The following is a 2,550-nucleotide window of genomic DNA, read 5'->3' on the forward strand; positions in this document are numbered from 1 at the left end:
ATCTCGGCGGCACGGATGTTTTCCGGCGTTGCGATCGCCGGCACGCAGGCCGCGATATTCTCGGCTGCGCCCACCCTTGTGCCGGCGCGCCCTGAGGCGCGGATCGCCTGCACGGCAAGCCCGTGCGCCAGCGCGACGTGATGGCGGACCTGGTTCAACTGCGCCGCCGGCAGCTTGAGGCCGGGCGCGTCGATGCCCCAGCCGTAGCCGAAATTCACGAAGCGCCCGACCTCGTTCACGGTGAAGATGTTTTTCACGCGATCGGTCAGGCGCGCGGCGACGTACGCGGCGTAGTCGGCAAAGGCCTTCGAGGTGTCGCTCGACTGCCAGCCGCCGACGCGGTCCTGGAGCGCCTGCGGCAGGTCCCAGTGATAGAGCGTCGCATAGGGCTCGATGCCGTTTGCGAGCAGCTCGTCGACCAGGCGATTGTAGAAATCGAGCCCATTGGGATGGGGCTGCCCCGCCCCATCGGGAAACACCCGCGGCCACGCGATCGAGAAGCGGTAGGCCTTGACGCCGAGCGCCTTGATCAGCGCGACGTCCTCCTTGTAGCGGTGATAATGCTCGTTGGCGCGGTCGCCGGTGGAGCCGTCCTCGATCTTGCCGGGCGTGTGGCTGAAAATGTCCCAGATCGATTTGCCACGTCCGTCCTCGTTGACGGCGCCTTCGATCTGGTAGGACGAGGTCGCGGTGCCCCACAAGAAATCCTTCGGGAACGGCGAGCCGTGCCCGGCCGATGCTGGCGTTTCGCTCTCCGCAGCGCCGACGCCCGTCGCCGCTCCCAGCGCGGCAAGGCCGGCGAGCTTGGCAAAATGACGCCGCGAGAAATCCGCCGACATATCTATCTCCGCGCCTGCTCCATCTCGATCTGATAGGCGGAAACCCGGTCGATCTCGAATGCGACGGCCGGCGGTGATTCCGCATCGACGGGACCGACGCCGAGAAAGAACTTCGATCCGATCGCGAGATTGACGATCATGTACATGGGATCGTCGAAGCCGATCGGCACCTTGATGTCGGACACCGGCTTGCGGTCGATGAAATAGACCAGGCGATCCTCCTCCCACAGCACACCGTAATTGTGGAATGAGCTCGAAGCGTCGCCGACCGCGAAGTCGAAGCCGCAGGACTGGATCTTCTGGGTCGACGGAATCCGCCAATGCGTCGTCATCACGAGATCGCCCGGCCGCTCACCGCGGCCTTCGAGCACGTCGACCTCCGGCGGCCAGCCGCCGTCGTCCGCCAGCATCCAGAACGCCGGCCACACCGCATGGCCGACCGGGAGCTTGGCGCGGATTTCGAAATAGCCGTGCTTCTGCGCGAACGTGCCCTGCGTCGTCAGGATCCCGGAGATGTACTCGTTGTTGAACAGAACGGACTTCAATTCCGGCGGTGTACGGCTCGCGACGATCGAGAGCACGCCGTCCTTCACCTTGAACGGATCGAGCCCGAGCGGCGCCGCTGCGCGCCCCGAATAGCGCGGATCGACATAGATCTGCTGCTCGCCATTGGCGCTGGTCTTGCGCTTGAAGTCGGAGCCGTCGCCGCCCCAGTAGCGCGCCTCCGGCCACGCCGCGCCGCCGGCATAATGCGGCACCCAGCGTCCGCCCGACAGCGGATGCTCGTCGAAATCCTCGTTGAACGTCCGCCGCAGCGGCCGGAAGATCAGCGAGGCAGGATCGACCGTTTCGAGCTTGCGGCATTCGATCGTGGACGGATCGGTCGTCACCTGCAGCGACATGGTGCCGGGCGCGTCGTCGAGATCGTCCGGCACCGCGCCCAGCGCTGGCACGGCGGACAGACTGATTGCGACCAGAGCGCTCCTCGTCCAACGGCCGATCATCGCTGCACATCGAAGGTATAAGGAAACGGACCGAGGCTAACGCGCCCGCATTGGAGCGAGCAAGAGCGGCCAGGCGGCCGCGGACGAATTTGGGGGCACCGCCCGCACGCGCGACCCATATTTTCGTGCACTTGCACAAACTGGGCACCGCCACGGACCGCGGTCGGCTTGTGGCGCGGCCGATCGCCGGGGACGGAACCCGAGGCGCCCGGATCCGTTCAAGGTGGAGGCCGGCCGGATGTATCGCGACAGACGTATCCGGGCCCGTCACAGCACAAGGGGAGACGCGCCATGCCCACAGCCGAGAAGGATCACGTCTACAAGATCCTGGAATTGGTCGGATCATCCGAAACTTCGATCGAGGATGCGATCAAGAACGCGATCAGCCGCGCCGCTAAGACCATCCGCGAGATGAAATGGTTCGAGGTGGTGCAGACGCGCGGCCACATCGAGAACAACGCCGTGCGCCACTATCAGGTGACGCTGCGGGTCGGGTTTACACTGGAATAGTGATGCAGGGGACGCCAATCCGGCGTGAGGTCAGCATGGTTAACATCCTCCGACGATAACCCGTCGAAACATCGAGGACTGGTTCCGGCCGAATACAGGATTCACACACTCAGCGCGGATGACGCAACAGCCCGTTAAGACCAAAGTGCGAGGTTTGCACCGAAATGGAGCAAGCCTGATGAGTACGGGCCGCGACC

General features: G+C 64.6%; 3 protein-coding genes. 1 reads left to right on the forward strand and 2 read right to left on the reverse strand.

The genetic code is table 11. From position 1 onward, the window contains the following. The coding region (locus AC1D00_RS36180; RefSeq protein WP_477013965.1) for a family 1 glycosylhydrolase at positions 1 to 839 on the reverse strand (839 nt) is incomplete at its 3' end. Positions 840 to 841: 2 nt separating this feature from the next. Beyond that, positions 842 to 1,843, reverse strand: a complete 1,002-nt coding sequence (locus AC1D00_RS36185; RefSeq protein WP_477013966.1) for a glycoside hydrolase family 16 protein — start codon at positions 1,841 to 1,843, stop codon at positions 842 to 844. Positions 1,844 to 2,134: 291 nt separating this feature from the next. Between AC1D00_RS36185 and AC1D00_RS36190 the strand changes: the two genes are divergently transcribed. Continuing rightward, positions 2,135 to 2,353 (forward strand): dodecin, encoded by a 219-nt coding sequence (locus tag AC1D00_RS36190; RefSeq protein ID WP_025576695.1) that lies wholly within the window; start codon positions 2,135 to 2,137, stop codon positions 2,351 to 2,353. Positions 2,354 to 2,550: the final 197 nt, after the last annotated feature.

It is taken from the genome of Bradyrhizobium sp. P2_E8 (assembly GCF_056403875.1).

Coding starts and splice junctions, on each gene's coding strand:
- AC1D00_RS36185 (WP_477013966.1), bottom strand. CDS start 1,843: ATGATCGGCCGTTGGACGAGGAGCGCTCTGGTCGCAATCAGTCTGTCC.
- AC1D00_RS36190 (WP_025576695.1), top strand. CDS start 2,135: ATGCCCACAGCCGAGAAGGATCACGTCTACAAGATCCTGGAATTGGTC.